The following is a 20799-nucleotide window of genomic DNA, read 5'->3' as shown; positions in this document are numbered from 1 at the left end:
ACCGACAACCGGGACCCCAGCGGGACGGCCGAGCAGTCCCTTGCAACTTCCCGTTCCTTCGCCCAGGCCATGCTGCTCGCCAGGCGACACAGCCACAGGTCGGGCTGCGTCAGTCGCCCTTCATACGGGCAGGTAGGCGTCATGCTCGGCATAGTGAATGATCGCCTCGCACCGCTCCTGCGCGCTGGGAGAGGCGCCACCGCGCCATGCTGACCAGACCTCCAGCACATCGCGGGCGCGCCCCAGGAGATAGGCCAGCCCGCACGGTGGCGCATTCCCGCTCACCACCGTCGCAGCGGAATCGGCCCTCCAGGGCGTGGCCGCGTGGATGACGGACTCCGCGGGCTGCTGCACATCGAGGGCCGGCAGCACCTCTTTCAACGGCGGCATGGGGAGAACGTACTTCCTCCCGCCGTCACCGTGAGGGGATCGTCGGAGCGGATGGCCGCCAAGTCCGCTTCCCTCTTCCCAGTGGGCTGGCGTGGCCGACGCGATTGACCTGCTGGGAAAGATCGGGCGCCGTCGAAAGGGGGAGAGCTAGGCAGTTGTCAGCGTTCGTTTCACCGTGCACGGCTCGGTACGCGGGAACGTGCACGGCACGCTGTACGCCAAAGCGTCGGGAGACGGCGTCGCTGTGCCTGCCTGTCCAGTAGGTCCTGGGCCTCCGGGCCAACTTGTCATTCGGTCACGTTGTCGGTCTGATCTCGGCATACACGAGCATGTCCACGCGCTTGCCGCCGATCTCCTGATGGCTTCGAAGCAGCCCCTCGCGCTCAAACCCTGCGTATTCAGCCGTGCGCACGGAAGCCATATTCCATGGCTCTATGTAGAGCTCGATGCGATAGAGCTCCGGTATGGACCAGGCAAACCGTGTCAGCGCGGTGAGCGCGTGACCCGCGACCTTGCGACCCCGGGAGCGAGGCGCGACGGAGTATCCCGCTGTAGCCCGGCCTGCGGCGATGGGGGCGAGGTACAGACCGGCCGTCCCGAGCGCCTCATCGGTGTCCTTGTCCGCCACGCAGAAGGAGTAGCCAGTCCCGGCGCGGAGATGGCTGATCTGCCGCTCGATGTATGCGAGAGCCTCCTTGGGGCTGGCGTTGCCAGGCAGCGAGCCGGTCTTGGGCACGTATGCATCGGTCGACAGGTCCATGAGCATCCCCACATCGCGTTGCTCAAAGGCTCGGAGGCGCACGTTCCCGAATGACGGAGCGGCGGCCGGCATCACAAGCTGGGCAAGACCCACACAAGCAACCTTCCCGCACCTGATCCACCGTTCCTTGGACAGCGTTTCTTATGGTGCTGATGCTCGTTGAGCAGTGCATGACGGATCTGGTTGAGCGGTTGGTGCCGGACGAGTTGTGGGTGCTCTTCAGGCAGGTGGTGCCGGCGAGGGACGTGAAGCGTCCGCAGGGTGGAGGCCGACGCCGAGCAGGCGACCGCGAGGCGCTGGCGGCGATCGTGTTCGTCGCCACGTCGGGCTGCACCTGGAGGCAGCTTCCTCCTGTGTTTGGTCCGTGCTGGCAGACGGTCTACCGGCGTTTCGCCCAGTGGAGTCGAGACCGGGTCTGGGCCCGGCTCCACCGTGTCGTCCTCGATGAGCTCGGGGCCACCGGCGAGCTGGACTGGTCGCGATGCGTGATCGACTCCGTTAGCGTAAGGGCGGCAAAAGGGGGCCCTTGACGGGACCGAATCCGACCGACCGCGGCAAGTTGGGATCGAAAATCCACCTGGTCACGGACCGGAACGGACTGCCACTGTCCTTGGGTATCTCCGGTGCGAACGCGCATGACAGCCAGGGACTGGAACCCCTCGTGCGCGGCATCCCGCCCATCCGGTCCCGTCGCGGCCCGCGCCGCCGACGGCTGGCGAAGCTGCACGCGGACAAGGGCTATGAGTACGACCACCTGCGCCGATGGCTCCGCGGCCGGGGTATCACCCACCGCATCGCCCGCAAAGGCGTCGAGTCGTCACAACGGCTGGGCCGCCACCGCTGGGTCGTCGAACGGACCATCTCCTGGCTTGGCAGGCTGCCGACGGCTGCACCGCCGCTACGAACGCAAGCTGAGCACTTTCTCGGCTTCGTCGGCATCGCCTGCACCCTCATCTGCTACCGCAGACTAGCCAAATGAGATGACGTCTTACTGCGATCCCGCTCACTTACCACGCCGCCTCTCACACGAGGCCGGGGCGGCACACACCGGATCCCGGAACGAAAAAGCCCCTGCCGCTCCGGAATCCGCCGCCCGGCAGGGACACTGCCGGACATGTCTGCAACGGTCACCGGGCCCCCAGCACCACGGGCAGCACCAACCCAGCCCAGGCCCCCCGGGGGGAACCACAGACCCAACCCCTAAACACCGCACCAAACCGACAGCGACAAAACCGCAGAAACCTCAGCAGGAAAACCGCAACAACGTCAGCACTACCCCGCCCCAACCCCCCAACCCACACGTCCCGGACCTCGTCAGGGCCTACGGATGAGGTTTTCTGCACCCACACCGCCCGGAGTTGCGGGCTCAGGTCGATTGCAAGCCCGCGCGGCCGGTCTCCAGCACGAAGCGGGCGCGGGTCTCGAGCGGGGCGTCCGGGGTTGTGACGTAGGGGACGACGCGGTAGCTGGTGAGCCAGGTCTGCTGGTCGAGGTCGCAGCGCAGGTAGCCGCGGCGGTTGAGGGAATACCGCAGGTGTGGGTTGGACGGCACCGTGCTGGTCGGGACGTCGCTGCCGTTGCGGCCCGAGGTGATCGAGGTGCACACGAAGTCGGCGGCGATGGGCCGGGAGTCCGGGTCCTCCATGTCGAGAGTGAGGTCATGCGCCATGTGCCAGTGCACGTCGCCGGAGAGCACCGCCACGTTGCGGATATCCCGCTCGGCGATGAACTCCAGGATGCGCTGCCGGGCGGCCGGGTAGCCGTCCCAGGTGTCCATGGAACGCCGCCGGACCGCGGGGTCGTTGTCCTGCTCCCACTGGCCCATCGGCACCTGCTGCGGGATCGCCTTCCAGGTGGCGGTGGAGCTGGCGAGCCGGTCGAGGAGCCAGCGCTCCTGCTCGGGCCCGAGCATCGTGCGGTCGGGATCGTCCCACTCCTCGCACACCGGCTTGTTGAAGTCGCCGCACGCCTGGTCGTCCCGGTACTGGCGGGTGTCGAGCAGGAGCAGGTCGGCCGTGCGGCCCCAGTGCAGGCCCCGGTACATCAGGGCGTCGGGGCCCTTTGGTGTCTGGGCGCGGCGAACCGGGAGGTGCTCGTAGTACGCCTGGAACGCGGCGGCGCGGCGGGCGGCGAAGTCAGGCGTCGGGTTGGGGCGGCCCGCCGGCTCGGTCATGCCCGCCCAGTTGTTGACGACGTCGTGGTCGTCCCAGGTGGGCAGGAACGGGAAGCGGGCGGAGGCGAGTTGCAGGTGCGCGTCGAGGCGGTAGGTGGCGTGACGGTGCCGGTACTGCTCCAGCGTCATCGGCTCGAAGTCGCCGTGCGGCCGGATCACGCCGCTGGTGAACCACGAGTCGGGGTCCTCGTAGATCCAGTCGCCGAGGAACGCCACCAGGTCCACATCCTCCTCGGCGAGGTGCCGATAGGCGGTGTAGTAGCCGTCGACATAGGACTGGCAGCTCGTGGCGGCGAACCGCAGCGGGCGCGTGGCCGAGCGTTCCGGCGCGGTCCGGGTGCGGCCCACCGGGCTGATGTGACCGCGGGCGCGGAACCGGTAGAAGTACCACCGGTCCGGGCCCAGGCCGCGCGGCTCTACGTGCACACTGTGCGCCAGCTCGGGTTGCGCCCACGCGGTGCCCGTGGCGGCGATCCGGCGGAACGCCTCGTCGTGGGCGATCTCCCACTCCACAGGCACCGCCTGGTTCGGCATCGAACCAGGATCCAGCGGGTCGGGCGCGAGCCGGGTCCACAGCACGACGCTGTCGGGCAGCGGGTCGCCAGAGGCCACGCCGAGAGTGAACGGCTCCCCGAAGGCCCCCGAGGCTCGCGCGGATCCGCGGGCCGTGCTGGGGACGGCCAGCAGGGCCGACACACCGAGGGCACCGGCCAGCAGCGATCTCCGTGACGATTGACTCCGCATCGTGGCCTCCCGGTTCTCGGCCTTCGCGGCCTGTCGTTTCGTCTTCGCCCGGAGGCTAGCCAGCGACAGCGGAGCGCGGGCGTCCTGGAGGTGAACTCGGATCCGACACGTGGCTCGCCGCATATCCTGGGAGTTCATCGACGGGTTCGATTCCCGGGAGCACGCGCTCCTTGAGCGGGCGCCTCATCGGGGCGTAGCAAAGGTCGACGGCGAGCGGTCGGCCTGATCGTCGGTCAGCGTCCAAGCCCTCGGAATGGCCAGAGCAGAAGTCGACAGGGAACATGGTCGATGCCTGCGTGCGCAGAAACTGCCGCCATGTGGTGGCTGTCTGCCGTTCGGGGGCTCGAAGTCCTCGACTGCCAGACACGATTCATGATCCGGGTCAGACGGGAAGGGACCATCCCCGCGTGTGCGGGCCTGTACTGAGTGGTGATCGATGGATGGTCCGGGTGACGTCCTTGATCCAGGTCAGGCGCTCAGGTGGAGGCCAGCGAGGTAGCTGTCCGGGGTCTTGATGCCTCTATGGTTGTCAAGTGGCCAGGGCCTGGTCATGGGGAACGGCATGGGCTCGGATGGTGATCGTGTAGAGCTCCCGGGCAACGTAGCGTTTGAGGCACCGGATGGCTTCGCGTCGGGTCTTGCCTTCGGCGATGCGTCGTTCGATATAGCTTCGGCTGCTGTGTCTCCCAGCGGAGACGGGCAAGGACGATGGTGTAGAGGGCCGAGTTGGCTTGACGATTACCGCCTCGGTTGAGCCTTTTGCGCTGTGTCTTCCCCGAGGACGCTTCCACCGGGCTGACGCCGCGGAGCGAAGCCAACGAAGCGTCGCTGCGGAGCCGTTCGGGATTGTCGCCTGTGGCGATGAGCAAGGAACGCCACCTACGCGGCCTTCCGCGAGGTCGGCCGCGTGATCCGCACCGTCCAGCTGTTGCGCTACCTCTCCGACGCGCCGCTGCGCCGGCGGGTGACGGCGGCAACCAACAAGGTGGAGTCGTTCAACCGGTTCTCCCAGTGGATCGGCTTCGGCAACCGTGGCGTCATCGCCGACAACGACCCCATCGAGCAGGAGAAGGCGATGAAGTTCAACGCGCTGCTCACGAACGCGGTGATCTTCCACAACGCCCTGGACATCGCGGAGATCGTCCGCCAGCTGCTGGAGGAGGGATGGGTGATCGACCCGGAAGACCTGGCGCACATCTCGCCGTACCTGACCGAGCACATCAATCGGTTCGGCGAGTACAGCACCCACGAACTCGGCATCCAGCCCGACGCGTACGACCCGAAACTCGACTTCGACTTCACACCGCTGCGCGAACAGGACCTGACCGCCGCCGGACTCGGTCAGGCCGCTTGACGACCGCGAGCCTCCTCGTGTGAGCACGGGGCTTGCAGTCGAAGCGGCGCCCGAAGCCACCCCTTATGGTTGTGGGCACCGCTTCTCGTTGGTGCTGGGGTGCCGGTAAGAACCGCGTCACCAGCAGCAAACGGCGGTGATCAGTCCTTGGATGGTGATCTTCCTGGGCTGGGCGGCTCGTACACTGACGAAAATGGAGGACCACACGGCCACCGGGATCGGTGCACGTCCGGCGCCCGTCTTGCGGGAGTACGTCGACTCGTATGTCGGCTTCGACCTCCGCGGGCTCCCGACGGGGGTGCACTGCGGCCCGCCGAGCCGCGCGCTCACTGCGGTGATCAGCCTGTCAGATCCTTTGGAGGTGGCGGCGGGCGTTGACGACGGGTCACCGGTCACCCGATTCGGCAGCGTGGCCGGCGGTCTGATGTGCCGGTCCGTCGCGATTCACCACGACGGACGCCAGCAAGGTGTTCAGGTATCGCTGACACCGCTCGGGGCCCGGGCCATCTACGGCATGCCCGCCGCCGAGCTCGCCCACCGACTGGTCCCACTTGACGAGCTTCTCGGAGCGCTGGCCGTCGAGCTGGTCGACCGGCTCCGATCGGCGACAACATGGGCGGCGCGGTTCACCGCACTGGACGAATTGCTCCTCCGAGCTGTCGGCTGTGGCGCCTGCGGCGACCGTGTGCGCTGGGTGCGCCCCGAGGTAGCCGAGGCGTGGCGCCGCCTCGTCGCCGCGCGGGGTTGCGTCCAGGTTGGTGCGGTCGCCGCGGAACTCGGCTGGAGCCGTCGGTACCTCACCGAGCGGTTTCGCGGTGAGGTGGGCCTGTCGCCGAAGACCTTCGCCCGAGTCTTGCGCTTCGAGCACGCGCACGAACTGGCGGCGGCGCAGGACCCGCTCCCGTGGGGCGATGTGGCAACCGTCTCTGGCTACGCCGACCAGGCCCATCTCGTTCGGGACTGGCGCGAGTTCACGGGCCGATCGCCGACGGCCTGGCGTCGCAGCGAAGTCCTCCTCGGAGCCGGGTAGCCGCCAACCGTCTGCCCGTCGCGTCGGCTTCTCTTCCCTTTTCTTCAAGACTGCCCAATCGCTGTCGTGGACGATCGTCGGCATGAGACTGGTCAACCACGAACGCAATGCCATGGACCTGCGGACCACCCCCGTGTACCTCGGACTGGGATCGAGAGCGAAACCCGTCGAGGGTTTCACCTGGGACCCGGAGGTGCTCCAGGCCTACAGCGCCGCGGTCGCGGCAGACGGCGCCGAGGGCCGGATGGTGATGATCTTCGACGGTGACGGGCTCGGCGACCATTGGGAGAGCCACCCTGCAGGCGACGAACTGGTCGTTTGCCTCACCGGGTCCGTGACGGTCACCCGCGACGTGGACGGGCTGCCCGACCGCGTTCTGCTCGGACCGGGCGAGGCCACCATCAACCCGGCCGGGGTATGGCACGTGGTCGACATGGAGGGGCCGACGTCCATCCTGGCCATCACTGCGACCCTCGGCACCGACCACCGTCCTCGGACCGACACCCGCCCGACCGAACGCGTCGGCACGCCCAGCCCGGAGGAAGCGCCGTGACGACACGCATCGCGTGCCTCGGCGACAGCCTCACCCGCGCGCAGTTCAGCGTCGACTACCTGGATCTTCTCGGACGACGCCACCCTCCCGGTGACGTGCAGCTTGCCCGTTTCGGCGCCAACGGCGACTTCGCCTACAACCTCTTGCAGCGCCTCGATGCTGTCGTCACGAACCCACCCGATGTGATCACCGTGTTGATCGGGACCAACGACGCCCGAGCGAGCCTTGCCGGCTACCCCGTCGAGCAGGCCATGAAGCGCAAACAGCTCCCCGATCGCCCGTCGGCAGGCTGGTTCCAACAATGCCTGGGAGCCGTCGTCGCACGGCTGCGAGCGGAGACCGACGCGACGATTGGTCTGCTGTCGCTACCGGTACTCGGCCAACAACTCGACGGAGCAGCGGCACAGGCATCGCAGGCGTACAGCCGGATGATCGCCGAGGTCGCCGCCACCAACGAGGTGGCCTACCTTCCCCTCCACGAACGCCAGATCGAGGAACTGCGCCAAGCGGACCCGCCGCCGATTTCATACCGGGAGGTGACGCCCGCAGCGGCCGTCGGCGTCCTCGTCCAGCACGCAGTGCTGCGCCGCAGCCTCGACACGATCTCGCGGCGGCGAGGTCTCGTGCTCACGACCGACCACATCCACCAGAACAGCCGCGGCGCCACCCTTATCGCTGAGGTCATCGACGCCGGTCTGCTGACCCAGAGCGCGTAGCTGGTTCCGGCGCCCGGCCAGTCGGATGCCATCTACCGCACGGAGGTGGTATCCGATCCAGGCGGTCAACGCCTACGCCATCCGGCTCGTCTGGCTGCGTGACCACCGCGAGGGCACCTGGGTCACGGTCCCGTGGCGGCTGCTGTCGTCGACCGCGACCCCATTCGGCGAGCCGGTGGCTCTGTCGATGACGAGGAGCAGCGTTTCTCGGGCAGTTCGGGAGGCACTGCCCGTGCTGGATGTCGATGGCTTTGGGCAGCAGCTCGGTGCCGATCGGTAAGACGCCGTGTGCTGCTCGTCCGAGGCCCGGGACAAAAGCGCTGGCTACGGGCGCAGGTTGCGGCCCCCGTCCCGCCGTTGCCGAGTACCGGCAGGCACCTTCCGTTCTGCCCCTGTTCTCGTATAACTATGGCCAGGTGGCGTGTACCACTGCGTAACGCTCAGGGCTGCGGTGAGAGATGCCGCAGTAAATGCCGATCACCGCGACCTCCGGCGGACCAATCCAGCCGCCGGGGCGAGGTGTACGCATCTACTGCGGCAGTGCCGGAAGGGCGGGAGGGCGTGACGATCGAACCGGTGACCGAACTCGGGGGCGGGGGCGCACTTCGGTTGCCGCGCGCTCGGGTCGTACCTCTGTCTGCCCCGCGCGCGTCGTACGACACGGCGGTCGAGCGGTACCTCACCGGCGCGGGCATCGCGAAGTCCTCCGCGCGGATCTACCGGATCTTCCTCACAACGTGGGGATGGATGCTCGCCGGCGAACCGGCGCCGACCGGACCCGCCCGCCGGGGCGCGAAGCCGCCCGTCTTCCCCGTCGCCGCGATCGACGACCCGGCGCTGCCGGAGGTCTTGGCCGAGCTGGCGGCGGCGCGGGCTGACGAGATGGACGCCGACACCGTCAACCGCGAACTGTCTATCGCCCGAAAGGCGATCGGCTGGTGGCAGCGCCAGGGCTGGATCGAAGGCGATCCCACGGTCGGCATCGAGCAGCGGTCGGCACCGCCCGACCGCACCAAGGCTCTCGCGGAGAACCAGATCGCCGCCCTGTGGCGCCTCGACGTCGCGCTGCGGGAGAAGACGCAGTGGAAGATGCTCTACGAGTCCGCCGCACGGGCCGATGAGGTGCTGTGCCTCAACGTGGAAGACCTCTACCCGCAGGACAAGCGCGGCAGGATCACCGCCAAGGGCGGGGTGACCGAGTGGATTCACTGGCAGTCCGGCACCGCCCAGCTCCTGCCCCGCCTCATCGCCCGCCGCACCCGCGGCCCGCTGTTCCTCACCGACCGCAAGGCCCCGGCCGGAACACCAACGCTCGACGTGTGCCCGGAGACCGGCCGGGCCCGGCTCTCCTACCGCCGGGACGAGGAGATCTTCGAGGAGAACACCCGGCTGCTGGCCAACCCCCGCGCCTCACCCGACGACATCGAGGACCCGGACGGCTGGACGCTTCACCGGCTCCGCCATAGCGCCCTCACACACGACGCGGAGGACGGCACCTCGACCCCGATGCTGCTGGCCCGCTCCCGCCACGCATCCGTCCGCTGCCTGGAGCGGTACGCCCGTCCCGGCGTCGACTCGGTCGCCCGGCACGTCGCCGAACGCGACCCCGCTGCACGGCGCCGCACGTAAATCCGAGCAGATCAGGGCTTCAAGATCATCCCGTTGCCCCTTTGGCGCGTATCTCGGTCACGCCCCTATCGGGACACACGCGCCGGCCTGGCGACAGCGAGTGCCGTCCCGGACAGTGGTCGACAGATCAAGACGCAGGACATGACAGTCAGTCGTAGCGCGGGTCAGGCCACCACCGAGACGGCACCGCCATCCTCACAGTCATAGCGGGTGGCGATGCCTCGCCATGCCTTGAGCCTGTTGATCAGGCGCTCGACGGTGTTCCTCTCCTTGTAGAGGTGGGTGTCGTACGTGACCGGCCGACCGCCCATGGACCGCTTCTTCTTGCGGTTGGCCTGGTCTCTCTTCTCCGGGATCACTGCCTTGATGCCGGTCTGCGCAGGTGGGCATGGTTGTTGCGGGACGCGTATGCCTTTATCCCCAGCGACCGCGTCCGGCCGGAGGCGGAGGGCCCACAGGCCCGCGGACTCGTATCTTCCCCAGCGCCGGGAGGAACTGCGGGCTGTCCGCGGCCTGGCCCCCGTCAGGACGAACGTCAGCGGACGGCATTTGCGCTCGGCAGCGAGGTGGACCTTGCTGGTCTGCCCGCTCCTGGTCTGCCCGCTCCTGGAGCGTCCGAGGAGTGCCGCCTTCAGCCGGAGCCTTCGCCGACGCCGGATGCGTCGACGCTCCTCCCGCTCGGGACCAGTCCGCGGGTCCTGCCCAATGCGTTCTTCAAGGCCCGCCTTTGACCTGCCCTTTCTCCTCTTCGATGGCAGCCCTCTCCAGCGTGGTGACGACGTCCTCACCCAGGTGTATCCCGGCAGCGTCATGGTGAGCGCGCGCCTGGTGGCCATCAGTGTTGCCGAACCGTCTGCCGGGAGGACGCCGAGCCCAAGCCCGCCCCGACGGCATCTTCCTGGCTCTGGCCCGCCTGGCCGCGGCTCCGCACGACGCGGTGTTCATCGGCGACACACTCACCGACCGCACGGCGGCCTTCGAGGCCGGTGTCGCCTTCGCCGGGGCCGGCTGGGGCTATGCCGGACCGGACACGCTCGCGGCCGGCGGCTGCCGGGTGGTGCTGACCGATCCCACCCAGATCGGCCCCGGCCTCCTCGCCTTGACCCCGGCCAGGCGGGTACCACACCAGGTTTCGACTCCCACACGCTAAGCGGTCTTGACGCCGGACCCGGTACAGTCGGTGGTGCAGCACGGCTCTGCCTCTGGCAGCCGTCTGCTGCACCACCGATGTGACCAACGGATCTGGAGTCATGGCTTACACCGTGGGGGCGCGAGCTATCTGCGTCGAGCTGGAGAACTGAGAACCCTCTCAGTCCCTGTTATCGGCCCGGCTCGGCGTGTGATCTCCCCACCACCTTCCGTGACTCATCCGTGAGGGCTCTCCTCCCATGCACTCGACGCAGATCCGCAGTCTGTTCACCGACTTCTTCACCTCCCGCGGCCACCACCCGGTCCCTTCCAGCCCGCTGGTCCCCGACGACCCGACGCTGCTGCTGGCCAACGCGGGGATGAACCAGTTCAAGCCCTACTTCCTGGGCGAGACCACCCCGCCGTTCCTCCGAGCGACCAGCATCCAGAAGTGCGCGCGGACCTCGGACATCGAGAACGTCGGCCGCACCAACCGGCATGCCACGTGCTTCGAGATGATGGGCAACTTCTCCTTCGGCGACTACTTCAAGCAAGACGCCATCGCCTTCGCCTGGGAACTGCTCACCCGCGGCTACGGGCTGGAGAAGGACAAGCTGTGGATCACCGTCTATGAGGACGACGACGAAGCCGAGCACCTCTGGCGCCGTATCGGGGTGCCCGCGAGCCGCATCCAGCGGCTCGGCATGGAGGACAACTACTGGTCCATGGGTGTTCCCGGCCCATGCGGGCCCGCCTCCGAACTCACCTACGACCGCGGCCCCGCCTTCGGCAAGGAAGGCGGCCCCGCCGTTGACGGCGAACGCTACGTCGAGCTGTGGAACCTGGTCTTCATGCAGAATCTGCGCGGCGAGGGCCCGGCCAAGAAGGACTACCCGATCCTGGGTGAACTCGCGAACAAGAGCATCGACACCGGCCTGGGGCTGGACCGGCTCGCAGCGATCCTCCAGGACGCGCAGAACGTGTGCACCACCGACCTGCTGCTGCCCACCCTTGAGGCCGTCCAGGAACTGGCCGGACGCGAGATGCCCGATCAGGGCGAGGAGAAGGTCTCCTTCCAGGTGGTGGCCGAACACGCCCGCACCGTCGCCTTCCTCATCGCGGACGGCGTGCTGCCCGCCAAGGACGGCCGCGGCTACATCCTGCGCCGCCTGATGCGCCGGGCTATCCGGCACGCGCGCCGGCTCGGCATCACCGGCCCGGTGCTGGCGGAGACAACCGCCTCTGTCGTCGGCAATCTCGGCCCCGTATGGCCCGAACTTTCAGCCCAGGCCGAACTGATCGGCCAGGTGACCGCCGCCGAGGAGGAATCCTTCACGTGCACGCTCGCCCAGGGCACCAAACTGCTGGACGCCGCGATCAGCCGCACCCAGGCCACCGGCTCGGCCGCCCTCCCCGGCGAGACCGCCTTCGAACTCGCCGACACCTACGGCTTCCCGCTGGAGCTGACCGTCGAGGCCGCCCGCGAGGCCGGGCTGACCGTGGACGAGGACCGGTTCGCCACACTGCTGGACGCCCAGCGCAAGCGCGCCCGAAGCGGCGGAAAGGCCAAGACCACCCAGGCCCTGCGGCAGATGGACACCTACCGCGAGCTGTCCAGCAACCTGCCGCCCACCGACTTCCTCTGCTACGAGCACCTTCAGGCCGAAGCCACCGTCACGGGCCTCATCTCAGGCGGCACCGTCATCTCCGCCGCGAGCGAGGGCGATCAGGTCGAACTCGTTCTGGACCGCTCACCGTTCTATGCCGAGGCCGGCGGGCAGGTCGGAGACACCGGCACCTTCACCACCGCCGACGGCTCATCCGTCCGCATCACCGACACCCGCTACGGACTCGGACACGCCCCCGACGGCTTCCGCGTCCACACCGCCCGCGTCCTTCAAGGCGAGGTGCGCACCGGCACCAGCGGCCACGCTGCCGTCGATGCCGACCGCCGCTCTGGCCTGATGCGCGCACACTCGGCCACCCACATCCTGCACGCCGTCGTCATGCACACCCTCGGCGACCACGCCCGCCAGCAAGGCTCCCTCGTCGAAAACGACCGTCTCCGCTTCGACTTTGCCCACTTCACCGCCCTCACTCCCGACCAGCTCACCGCGATCGAGAACGCCGTCAACTGGCACGTTCTCAACGACCCAGCGGTGACCGCCTGGTATGCGGACCGCGCCGAGGCCGAAGCCGCCGGAGCCATCGCGCTGTTCGGCGAGAAGTACGGCGAGACCGTACGCATCGTCGACATCGGCGACTTCTCCCGCGAACTGTGCGGCGGCACCCACGTCGCGCATGGCTCCCAGGTCGGCACCTTCCGCTTGCTGTCCGAGTCTTCGATCGGCTCCAACATGCGCCGCATCGAAGCCCTCACCGGCCACGGCACCCTCACCCACGCCGACACCGAACGCCGACTGCTGGGCGAACTCGCCCGCCTCCTTGGCACACGCCCCACCGACGCTCCCGAGGCCCTGCGCAAGCGCCTGTCCGCCCTCGCCCAGGCCCAAGACGAACTGGCCCGGCAGCGGGCCCAGGAACTCGCCCTCAAGGCCGCCGCCCTCGGAAACCAGGCCCACCAGGTCCCCGGCGGCTGGGTCATCGCCGAGAAGGTCACCGGCGTCACACCGGCCGAACTGCGCACCATGGCCACCGAAGCCCTCCGCGCCATCCACCTCGGCCCCGCCATCGCCGTCCTCGGCACCGAGCACGACGGCAAAGCCCAGCTCGCCGCCGCCATCTCCCCGGGCCTCGTCGACGACGGCCACAGCGCCGCCCCCCTCCTGGCCCGCGCCGCCAAGGCCGTCGGCGGCGGGGGCGGCGGCACCGGCGCCCTGGCCAGCGCCGGAGGACGCCGCCCCGCCCACCTCGATGAGGCTCTCGACCTCGCCGCCCAGGACGCCGCCGCGCTCCTGGGGACCCCATAGGGAGTTTCACGGCCGGGCCCACGGGCCCGGCCGTCCGCCTCTACTGTGATGCGAGACCAGAGCACAGGGAGGACCTCCCCATGGCCACCACCGACCCCGCGACATGGGCCGACCTGTTCACCTACAGCGTCGACACCCGCGAAGCCCAATTCGTGAAGCCAGAAGACACCGACCGCGCCGAATGGTGCGTCTACGACGACGTGCGGTACCTCGGAATGGTCAGAACCAACCAAGAATGCAACGAGGTCCAGTGGCGCATCGGCGCCACCGCTGAGTATCACCACGACCTCGCCGACGCCGTACGCGCCCTCCGCAGGACTGCCTGACCCCTCCGACCCCGCCCCGAGCAGGGTCACTTCCCGTCGTTACGCGAATCCTTCGCTGCAGCGGACTGAGCACGCGAGGAGAACCCCGACGAGACCGTACGAGAGTCGGGGTTCCTCGCCCCGGCAGACTGCACCCGGGAGGCCGCTTCCCGGGTCATCGCCGCTCGGCGCGGGCCACCCTGCTTGCCCCCTGAGCTCCCACGCTTGCCCATGTCCACCACCTCACCACCCAGCCTCCCCGCCCCTCCCGCACACCGCAACGCGGACACAGCAGCCAACCGGTCAGGACACCGCTGACGGATTCCGCAGCCGCCCAGGCAGCGGCGAACTGCCGAGCACATGATCCGGCAGAGCGGGTCAAGAACCCCCGGCCACCGTGGCGTCGAGACTCCAACATCTGCGGCTGTTGCCTACGCTCACCAGCGCGGCAGGACGCGCACGCCGCACGCCATACCGTCCCGGCACCCACGCTGCCGGAACGCAGGGCCAAGGCCACCCGGCTTCGCCGGCGCTGGCCCGCGCAAGCTGATCGTCACGTCCTCGGCCCCACCCGGCACCGACCCAGGCGATATGCGTGGGGTTTCGCGTTGGAGTCGAAGTGACCAGAAGCGGAAATGACGGGCCAAAGAACCGCGCAAGAGCCCGCCAGCACCGGAATAGGACGAAATACACCCAGGCGCTGCGCGAGGGCGCCTCAACCGGCGGTTACGGCGGCCCGATGCCGTACGACAGCGAAGACGTCGCCGCCGACACCTCGCATACCTTCCGGCTGCGGGATCTGCTCGCTGAGTGCACGACCCTCCCCGAAATCGGCATCGAGGACGCCGACGAGCATCTCACCTTCGGAATCCACTCGAAGGGTCCTCGGCCGCCCGGTCCCCAGCCAAGCCGTACTCGGCCTGGCGGGCGCCCTGTCCAGAGAAGGAGTCGGCGCGGAGCTGGCAGTCGAATCCATCAACTGGCAGACCATGGTGGTCGCACCCGCCAACCGGTGGATCGACCCCGCCCGCTGGGAAATCGGCCTGACCCTCGGATGGATCCCCACTGTGTCTCGTACCGCACTGCCGCAACCGGCCGCTTGACCGGACCATCGACCACTGCGACAGCCATCTCACTGAATACGACACACCGTTGCTCATCACCAAAGCCAAGCGGTGGGCACAAGACCACCGAGACGTACACGGTGCCAACCCCGAGTTGATGGGCGGGGACCGCAAAGCCGAGGTCCTCGTCAGAACCGCAGCTGCCAAGGCACCAGCGAGGAAGTTGTCGAGGCCCTGCTGGTCGCCCTCTTCGGACACGAGGAAGACATCGAGGAAGGTACCGAGAACTGCATCTGGGACGAAGATGAGGCCATGGCCCTGCGTCACGCCATCGACCGCGAGCGCCTACGGCTGAAGCGGCACGCGCGAGACGCAGCCCGGTACATCTCAAAGTGCACCGCGGAGTGTCCAGCCTGCGGCCTCCCCTCGCGGCCCACTACAGATACGACGAAGCCCCGCCGTACCCACCACAGTTCTGCTCACAGCAGTGCGCATCATCCTCCCAGGCGGCGGCCACCACCAGGTAGTTCACCGTCCACGCTTCGCCCGGACAGCACCGCCGTCCGGGCCCCGTCGGTGTACTGAAGCTAGGGCTATGTTCAACTTGCCTCGAAGACTGGTAAGGCTTTGACCTGCACGTTCAATTGACGGCACTAGATAACGAGCGAGGACGTCGCCGCGGTGTACGACTCGGATCGCCGGACCCGGGGCCATCATCGGATGCTGATCCGCCGGCGTAGCGAGTTCGTGTCGGACATTCAGCAAGACCGCCGTCGTCGTCATCACCGCGAAGTCCGCCGGGCGCAAGGTCTTCGGCCTCGCCACCGCAGGCGTCCGTCTCGCTTGACCTCTTGCGCGTCAGTCCGGCAGCCAGTGCAGCTCGTGCGCCAGGGTTTTGGCGACGGCACGGATGCGGCGGTGTAGCGGCGACTGCTCGCGTGGGAGGACCAGGTGGATCGTCAGGCTGGGCGCGCCCCGCAGCGGTCGCCAGGTGAGACCGGCCGGTTGTGCCGTGACCGCGGCTTCTCCGGCCGGGGCGAGGGTGACCCCGTCGCGCAGGTCGCGCTGAGACATGTCGAAAGAGACTGCGGGCGTGTGGAATCGGGGTTGTGGTCGGATGTCTCGGAACAGTGCGGACAGCTGATCGTGGATCACGGGGTTGGCCGCACGGTCCGGGAGTCGCAGCGGATACGCGGCCGCGTCGGCGATCTCGATCTCCGGGTGTTCGGCCAGCGGATGGTGCTGCGCCAGCTGGACCCCGATGCGCGCACGCCGCAGCAGGAACCGGCGCACGCCACGGCCCGGCTGTTCACCGCGGGTGATCCCGGCATCGATGCGGCCGTCGGCGACCGCGGGGGAGATCTCCGGTGTCGCCATCGGGACCGCGCCGACCTCGAGTCCGCTGTTGTCGCGAATCAGCCTGTCCACCAGGGCCGGTGCGGTCTCGGCCCCGGCGCTGAGGCTGTATCCGATGCGCAGCGTGCCCAGTTCACCGGCCGCCGCGCTCCGGGCGGTGTCCCATGCCCGGTCCAGGGCCGCCAGCGCGGGCGGCGCGGACTCCGCCAAAGCCGCACCGGCCGTGGTCAATACGACGCTACGCGTGTTGCGGACCAGCAGGGCCGTACCGAGTTCCGCCTCCAATCGGCGCATCCGGGCGCTGAGTGCGGGCTGTGCGATACCGATCCGTGCGGCCGCGCGGGTGAAGTTCAACTCCTGTGCCAGCACCAGGAAGTACCGCAGGCTCACCGTATCCGGCGCCACGTGCCCTCCCTGCCGATTGATAACGATCCGTTCTGAGTCTATCCCGTACCGGTCTTTCCCTCGACCGCACATCAAGCCCTAGCCTGCGCATATAACGATTCAACCGGCCGCAGTACCGGTCGCCGGAATCGATCGATCTGAGTGTCAATTCGAAGTCGGACGTGTCCGGCCCAACACAGGAGGTTTCCATGGCTAAGGGCTACTGGGTCAGTGTCTACCCCGCCATTTCCGACCCTGAGAGGCTGGCTGCCTACGACAAGCTGGCCGGTCCGGCTGTCCAGGCTGGGGGCGGGCGCACCCTGTCCCTCCTCCCGTCCCGTGGCGGTCGAGTCGTCGCCCACGAGGCCGGAATCACGCAACGCGTCGTTCTGATCGAGTTCGACAGCTTTGAACAGGCCGTCGCGGCATACGAGAGCGAGGCATACCAGAAGGCGCTGGTGGCCCTCCCCGACGGCGTCGAGCGCGACTTCCGCATCATCGAAGGCACCGACTGACCAGGCGGGCCCAGCCATCGCTGAGCATCCGTCACCTGATACGCACACGGTGCTGAACGACGACTCACGAGACGAGTTCGAAGCCATGCCCCGCGTCCCAGTTCGTCGTCGACGTCCTCGACGGCCTGATCCCTGTCGGCGGCTCGCCGCGCTACCCAACGTCGAGCAACTTGCCTGACTTGCCTGACACGGCGATCAAGCTCTGACCTGCCACAACGGCGATTCACCCTAGATAATCTTGGCGCCCGGTTGCTGTGCGCCGGGCTCGGGGTGCAGTGGTGGGGGAGTGCGGGTGGGTGTGGTGCGGGCGAGGAGGTGCTGCTCGGTGCGGGTGACGGATCCGGCGCGCGCGGCGCATGAGCTGATCGAGGGCGTCGGCGAGGCGGGCCTCGTAAGTGTCCTGGTCCGCGTCGTGCGTGGTGATGGTCTTCAGGCGCTGCCAGGTGCGGTCGTTGAACGGCTGATGGCAGTGGTCGCGGTGGATCCACGGGATCTCCGTGAGCCCGTGCCGGGGCAGGCGGACCCAGATCTGGCGGACGTCGTGGGGGTTGGTGTGGATTTCCCATTTCCCGCCGCGGGCCGCGACTTCGCAATCCTGGCCCCGATAAGGGCCCAGCAGGTCACAGTTGTAGGTGCGGTGATGGAGACGGATCCCGCGCTCGGTGATGGCCTGCCACCGCACCGGCAGCAGCTCCAGGTAGTCGCTCCCGCTCAGCGGGACTGGCACGAGCCCACGTGATTCGCGGAGCCACCAAATGGTTCGTGGAACGGTCGCCCGGCTGTGGCGTGGCCGGGGAACCAGTCTCCTTGCCGACGAGCGTACGGGGTCTCAAGCATGGGGTCCGCTGCGGCGCGCTGCTCGTCGGTTACCAGTGGGTTGGGACCGGTCTCGGGCGGTGTCCCTTAGCGTCACCGCGGACCATGAGACCAGGACTGATCGTGCCACGTCCAGCGGGTGAACGGGGTGGCGCGCTTCGTCCAGCCGTGAGGAGGCGCCGCGCATGCATCTTCGGAGAGTCCCGGATCCACCTGGCCATTCCCCGCAAGCGAAGGCAGGTTCCGGCCAGGCCTTTCTGGTGCTGGTCAGGAACTTTCAACTGGCCAACTCCGTCGCCGTGGGGACAAGGTCGCAGTTGGCCGCGGCCGGCGCCGACGTGCCGGTGCTCGTACCCCCGATCTACGGGGAGGAGTTCGCCGCACCGGACGCGGCCTGGCGGCTGCAGACCTGGTGGGATCGGCAACGTACGGGTGTGGAGCTGTCCGCAGCCGTGGTGCTGATCGTCGACGTCGAGGAACTCGCCGGCATCGGGCGGGTCTCGTACATGGCGGTGCAGCCGGGGGAGGCGACGAGGCCGCGCTCGTACCAGCGCGGCGGTGCGGTGGTCGAGGTACCGGTGACCACGGTGGGTGAGCTGACGGACGCCGTGGTGTCGGGCACGCTCGGTGCTGAGGAGCCCGGTGTGCCGTCGAAGGCGGCGCGGTCGGTGTTCTCGTCGCCGCGGTCGGAGCGGAACATGAAGCCGCTGTGGGACCGCCAGAAGGTTCGTACCGCGGTGCTGACCGGGGCGCTGGGGTTCGGCGCCTGGCTGCTGTCGGCGGTCTCGCAGCCGGGCCTGGCGCAGGCTGCGGACGTGCACCAGCGCCCTCACCATCAGCAGCAGTACGGCAGCGAGGGGGAGCCGGCGCCGCCCCCTCCGCCGAATGAGCCGGCGCCGTCCACGGAGCCCCCGCAGGGCGGAGGAGCGGAGAACGGTGGGGCTCCGGCACAGCGCCCCGCCGATACGCCCCTCTCCGACTTCCTTTCCGGGAAATGGGCCGACGACGCCGCAGCGCCGCCGTACGACCGGCTGTACGGCGGAACGGGCACCGTGCAGGCGCCGGCTCCCGAAACTGAGGTACCGGCTCCGGAGCCTGGGGCCGACGACGACGTTCCTGCGGACGGAGCCGGGTCGGCGCCGCCCGAGAGCGGCGCCCCGCCCGAGAAGTCGATCGTCAACCACCGCGCGAACGAGCCTGCTCCTGGCCCCGCGTGGGACTGGGGTGACTTCTGGGATCGCACCACTACCGGTGTGATCCACGGAGGCGGCGTCGGCGCGGTCGGTGGTGGGTGGCCCGGGTTGGCGGGGGGCGTAGGCGGCGGTTTGTGGAACGCCAGCGCGTACACCAGCGAGCATCCGGAGGCGCGGGAGGTTCTGCGGCAGATGGATGGTGGGATTCCGCCTGAGCCGTCGGAGGATCCGCTCAATCCGGCGTTCCAGCCGACGAGGGGTGAGGTCTCGGCGGGTGTGGCCAAGCCGCCGGGCGGAAAGGGCGCGCCGTATCTCGGTGAGCCGGGGACATCGGGTGCTGACTTCACCAAGGACGTTGGCTACGGTGCCGGAATCCCTTCCCTGCTCACCCCCATAACCGGCAAGTACACCGTGATCCCGCGCAGTTTGGGTACCGCCGTGGGCCTGGGTGTTTACGGGGGCCAGCATCCGGATCACGTGAAAGCCCTCGCCGATATCGCAGCGAAGTCCGATCCGGGATACGCGGTGGGGGAGGCGCTTGCGGAGGAGCGCGCGTCGCAGCCGACGCCGGAGGAGGTTTCCGCTGGTGTCGCGCCACCGCCGGGTCCGTCGGCTGCGGAACGGGCGGTGGATGTTCTGCGTACGTCTGAGCCGGGGTATGCCACGGGCCGGGCGCTTGGCGAACAACTTGCCGCGCAGCGGGCGTCGCAGCCGACGCCGGAGGAGATTTCCGCTGGTGTCGCGCCGCCGCCGGGTCCGTCGGCCGCGGAACGGGCGGTGGATGCTCTGCGTACGTCTGAGCCGGGGTATGCCACGGGCCAGGCGCTTGGCGAACAACTTGCCGCGCAGCGGGCGTCGCAGCCGACGCCGGAGGAGATTTCCGCCGGAGTCGCGCCACCGCCGGGTTCGCCAGCCCCGCCGCCGGCACCTGAGAGTGGGGCTCCTGCTCCCGCCCCGGCGCCTGCGGGTGAGACTCCGGCACCTCCGGGTCCGCCAGCGCCGCCTGCGCCTGACGGTGAGGCTCCGGAGGCGCCTGAGGGTGAGGCTCCGGAGGCGCCTGAGGGTGAGGCTACGGCTCCGGACGCCCCGCCTGCTCCGCCCGTGCCTGAGGGTGGGGCTCCGGCTCCGGCGCCCGAGGTTGACGCTCCGGCTCCGCCCGCGCCTGCGCCGGAACCCGCACTGGTGCCTGCGGCGGAACCCGAGTCCGGGCCTGCTCCTGAGCCGCAGCCAGAGCCTGCTCCCGCTCCTGCTCCCGAGCCCGAGTCCGCACCGGAGCCTGCTTCAGAGCCGGAGGCGGAGCCTGTACCGGAGCCGGCGCCCGAGCCCGCACCGGAGCCCGCACCGGAACCGGCGCCCGAGCCCGCACCGGAACCGGCGCCGGAGCCTGCACCGGAGCCGGAGCCGGAGCCTGCACCGGAGCCGGAGCCCGCACCGGAGCCGGCACCGGAACCCGAGCCCGAGCCGGAACCCGCACCGGAACCCGAACCCGAGCCAGAGCCCGCACCGGAACCCGAACCCGAGCCCGCACCGGAGCCGGAACCCGAGCCCGCACCCGAGCCCGAGCCCGAGCCCGCTCCGGAACCCGCACCGGAACCCGAGCCCGAGCCCGCACCCGAGCCCGAGCCCGAGCCGGAACCCGCACCGGAACCGGAACCCGCGCCTGAGCCCGCGCCGGAACCGGCGCCCGAGCCGGCGCCCGCTCCCGCGCCGTAATCCGCCGTCCCGCTGCCGCCCCGACCCCGGGGGGCAGCGGGACACT

The 20799-nt window shown here is 69.0% G+C and carries 17 protein-coding genes and 2 pseudogenes; 11 read left to right on the top strand and 8 right to left on the bottom strand.

Annotated features, from left to right (window positions below):
* Positions 1–120: 120 nt before the first annotated feature.
* Together ACTWQF_RS30370 and ACTWQF_RS30365 are read right to left on the bottom strand one after the other, a co-directional pair.
* A complete protein-coding gene (locus ACTWQF_RS30370) occupies positions 121–390 on the bottom strand; it encodes a hypothetical protein (protein WP_443282948.1) in 270 nt (89 codons plus the stop codon).
* 295 nt (positions 391–685) lie between these two features.
* Positions 686–1243: a GNAT family N-acetyltransferase gene (locus ACTWQF_RS30365; RefSeq protein WP_443282947.1), complete on the bottom strand. Its 558-nt coding sequence runs from the start codon at positions 1241–1243 to the stop codon at positions 686–688.
* Positions 1244–1320: 77 nt separating this feature from the next.
* Between ACTWQF_RS30365 and ACTWQF_RS30360 the strand changes: the two genes are divergently transcribed.
* Positions 1321–2129, top strand: a protein-coding gene (locus ACTWQF_RS30360; protein ID WP_443283007.1) for an IS5 family transposase whose coding sequence is annotated in 2 segments (ribosomal slippage) — positions 1321–1678 and positions 1678–2129 — 810 coding nt in all. Because the reading frame shifts where the segments join, the coding sequence is not laid out codon by codon here.
* 387 nt (positions 2130–2516) lie between these two features.
* Here the strand turns inward: ACTWQF_RS30360 and ACTWQF_RS30355 are convergent.
* Together ACTWQF_RS30355 and ACTWQF_RS30350 are read right to left on the bottom strand one after the other, a co-directional pair.
* On the bottom strand, positions 2517–4067 hold the full coding sequence (locus tag ACTWQF_RS30355) for an alkaline phosphatase D family protein (protein WP_443282946.1): 1551 nt from the start codon (positions 4065–4067) through the stop codon (positions 2517–2519).
* A 529-nt stretch (positions 4068–4596) separates the two neighbouring features.
* A pseudogene (locus tag ACTWQF_RS30350) lies at positions 4597–4936 on the bottom strand (transposase); the annotation flags it as partial.
* A 38-nt stretch (positions 4937–4974) separates the two neighbouring features.
* Between ACTWQF_RS30350 and ACTWQF_RS30345 the strand changes: the two are divergent.
* The 5 genes from ACTWQF_RS30345 to ACTWQF_RS30325 all read left to right on the top strand — a co-directional run bounded on the left by ACTWQF_RS30345 (position 4975) and on the right by ACTWQF_RS30325 (position 9349).
* Positions 4975–5421, top strand: coding sequence for a Tn3 family transposase (locus ACTWQF_RS30345; protein ID WP_443282945.1), 447 nt, complete (start codon positions 4975–4977; stop codon positions 5419–5421).
* Between the two features lie 193 nt (positions 5422–5614).
* Positions 5615–6451 (top strand): helix-turn-helix domain-containing protein, encoded by an 837-nt coding sequence (locus ACTWQF_RS30340; protein WP_443283006.1) that lies wholly within the window; start codon positions 5615–5617, stop codon positions 6449–6451.
* 82 nt (positions 6452–6533) lie between these two features.
* Complete coding sequence (locus tag ACTWQF_RS30335) at positions 6534–7004, top strand: cupin domain-containing protein (RefSeq protein ID WP_443282944.1); 471 nt, start codon at positions 6534–6536, stop codon at positions 7002–7004.
* Entirely contained in the window at positions 7001–7720 is a 720-nt protein-coding gene (locus ACTWQF_RS30330; protein WP_030854040.1) for an SGNH/GDSL hydrolase family protein, read from the top strand. The genes ACTWQF_RS30335 and ACTWQF_RS30330 overlap by 4 nt, the downstream gene beginning before the upstream one ends.
* Positions 7721–8281: 561 nt before the next feature.
* A complete protein-coding gene (locus ACTWQF_RS30325; protein ID WP_443282943.1) occupies positions 8282–9349 on the top strand; it encodes a tyrosine-type recombinase/integrase in 1068 nt (355 codons plus the stop codon).
* Between the two features lie 200 nt (positions 9350–9549).
* On the opposite strand, the pseudogene ACTWQF_RS30320 reads toward ACTWQF_RS30325, so the two are convergent.
* A pseudogene (locus ACTWQF_RS30320) lies at positions 9550–10207 on the bottom strand (transposase); the annotation flags it as partial.
* Here ACTWQF_RS30320 and ACTWQF_RS30315 point away from each other — a divergent pair.
* From ACTWQF_RS30315 to ACTWQF_RS30305, 3 genes are all read left to right on the top strand, one after another.
* Complete coding sequence (locus ACTWQF_RS30315; RefSeq protein WP_443282942.1) at positions 10188–10499, top strand: HAD family hydrolase; 312 nt, start codon at positions 10188–10190, stop codon at positions 10497–10499. The pseudogene ACTWQF_RS30320 and the gene ACTWQF_RS30315 sit on opposite strands and share 20 nt — an antisense overlap.
* A gap of 238 nt (positions 10500–10737) precedes the next feature.
* Positions 10738–13407 (top strand): alanine--tRNA ligase, encoded by a 2670-nt coding sequence (gene alaS, locus ACTWQF_RS30310; RefSeq protein WP_443282941.1) that lies wholly within the window; start codon positions 10738–10740, stop codon positions 13405–13407.
* A gap of 80 nt (positions 13408–13487) precedes the next feature.
* Entirely contained in the window at positions 13488–13733 is a 246-nt protein-coding gene (locus ACTWQF_RS30305) for a hypothetical protein (protein ID WP_443282940.1), read from the top strand.
* A gap of 694 nt (positions 13734–14427) precedes the next feature.
* Here ACTWQF_RS30305 and ACTWQF_RS30300 read toward each other — a convergent pair.
* Both ACTWQF_RS30300 and ACTWQF_RS30295 read right to left on the bottom strand, forming a co-directional pair.
* Positions 14428–14586 carry a hypothetical protein gene (locus ACTWQF_RS30300; RefSeq protein ID WP_443282939.1) on the bottom strand — a complete coding sequence of 53 codons (159 nt, stop codon included), beginning with the start codon at positions 14584–14586 and terminating at the stop codon, positions 14428–14430.
* Between the two features lie 1048 nt (positions 14587–15634).
* Positions 15635–16537 carry a LysR substrate-binding domain-containing protein gene (locus ACTWQF_RS30295; protein WP_443282938.1) on the bottom strand — a complete coding sequence of 301 codons (903 nt, stop codon included), beginning with the start codon at positions 16535–16537 and terminating at the stop codon, positions 15635–15637.
* Between the two features lie 188 nt (positions 16538–16725).
* Here ACTWQF_RS30295 and ACTWQF_RS30290 point away from each other — a divergent pair, with 188 nt between their 5' ends.
* A complete protein-coding gene (locus tag ACTWQF_RS30290; RefSeq protein WP_443282937.1) occupies positions 16726–17031 on the top strand; it encodes a DUF1330 domain-containing protein in 306 nt (101 codons plus the stop codon).
* 223 nt (positions 17032–17254) lie between these two features.
* Here the strand turns inward: ACTWQF_RS30290 and ACTWQF_RS30285 are convergent, their stop codons facing one another.
* A complete protein-coding gene (locus ACTWQF_RS30285; protein WP_443282936.1) occupies positions 17255–17758 on the bottom strand; it encodes a Mu transposase C-terminal domain-containing protein in 504 nt (167 codons plus the stop codon).
* Positions 17759–18107: 349 nt separating this feature from the next.
* Between ACTWQF_RS30285 and ACTWQF_RS30280 the strand changes: the two genes are divergently transcribed.
* Positions 18108–20753 (top strand): hypothetical protein, encoded by a 2646-nt coding sequence (locus ACTWQF_RS30280; protein WP_443282935.1) that lies wholly within the window; start codon positions 18108–18110, stop codon positions 20751–20753.
* Positions 20754–20799 lie beyond the last annotated feature (46 nt).

This window comes from Streptomyces sp. 8N114, from assembly GCF_052245835.1.
GTDB lineage: Bacteria > Actinomycetota > Actinomycetes > Streptomycetales > Streptomycetaceae > Streptomyces.
This window is presented reverse-complemented; position numbering and strand designations above follow the sequence as displayed.

Excerpts from the sequence above, each read along its gene's own strand:
- ACTWQF_RS30370 (WP_443282948.1), bottom strand. The coding sequence starts at position 390 with ATGCCGCCGTTGAAAGAGGTGCTGCCGGCCCTCGATGTGCAGCAGCCC.
- ACTWQF_RS30355 (WP_443282946.1), bottom strand. The coding sequence starts at position 4,067 with ATGCGGAGTCAATCGTCACGGAGATCGCTGCTGGCCGGTGCCCTCGGT.
- ACTWQF_RS30340 (WP_443283006.1), top strand. The coding sequence starts at position 5,615 with ATGGAGGACCACACGGCCACCGGGATCGGTGCACGTCCGGCGCCCGTC.
- ACTWQF_RS30335 (WP_443282944.1), top strand. The coding sequence starts at position 6,534 with ATGAGACTGGTCAACCACGAACGCAATGCCATGGACCTGCGGACCACC.
- alaS (WP_443282941.1), top strand. The coding sequence starts at position 10,738 with ATGCACTCGACGCAGATCCGCAGTCTGTTCACCGACTTCTTCACCTCC.
- ACTWQF_RS30305 (WP_443282940.1), top strand. The coding sequence starts at position 13,488 with ATGGCCACCACCGACCCCGCGACATGGGCCGACCTGTTCACCTACAGC.
- ACTWQF_RS30290 (WP_443282937.1), top strand. The coding sequence starts at position 16,726 with ATGGCTAAGGGCTACTGGGTCAGTGTCTACCCCGCCATTTCCGACCCT.